This window comes from Cohnella baijiui, assembly GCF_020731285.1.
In the GTDB taxonomy this organism is placed as follows: domain Bacteria; phylum Bacillota; class Bacilli; order Paenibacillales; family Paenibacillaceae; genus Cohnella.
In genome coordinates, this window is sequence record NZ_JAJFOW010000150.1 from 1 (window position 1) to 370 (window position 370).

1 protein-coding gene is annotated in these 370 nt (G+C 27.8%); it reads right to left on the reverse strand.

The annotated features are described in order from the left end of the window. The coding region (locus tag LKX83_RS32075) for a hypothetical protein (RefSeq protein WP_227887315.1) at window positions 1-370 on the reverse strand (370 nt) is incomplete at both ends.

The following is a 370-nucleotide window of genomic DNA, read 5'->3' on the forward strand; positions in this document are numbered from 1 at the left end:
GAAAAAATATGCCCTAAATCTAGAAAAGTTCTGTTTAAAAGCAATCCCTAGAAAGAAACTTAAAGCTACCGTAGTTATTTGACCAGAACTGAGAATGTTGGAAAGATTAACCGAATTTTCTACATCTCCGACAGTTGTATCTGCTTTCTTGTTAACCCCTTTATTTAAAAGAGAAATATTTATCCCAGAAAAATTACTATGTCTATTAATTTTTTTGTAGACATAGTTAATAGGTTCTTCTAAATCGTTTTTATAGGTTTCCTCCAATTCATTAATAGCATTATTTATTTTTGTCCTTATTTTTTTTATAACGTCTAATTTTTTTTGTAAGATATCCCTTTCTTCTTTCAAATCTTCCATTTGCTTTTTT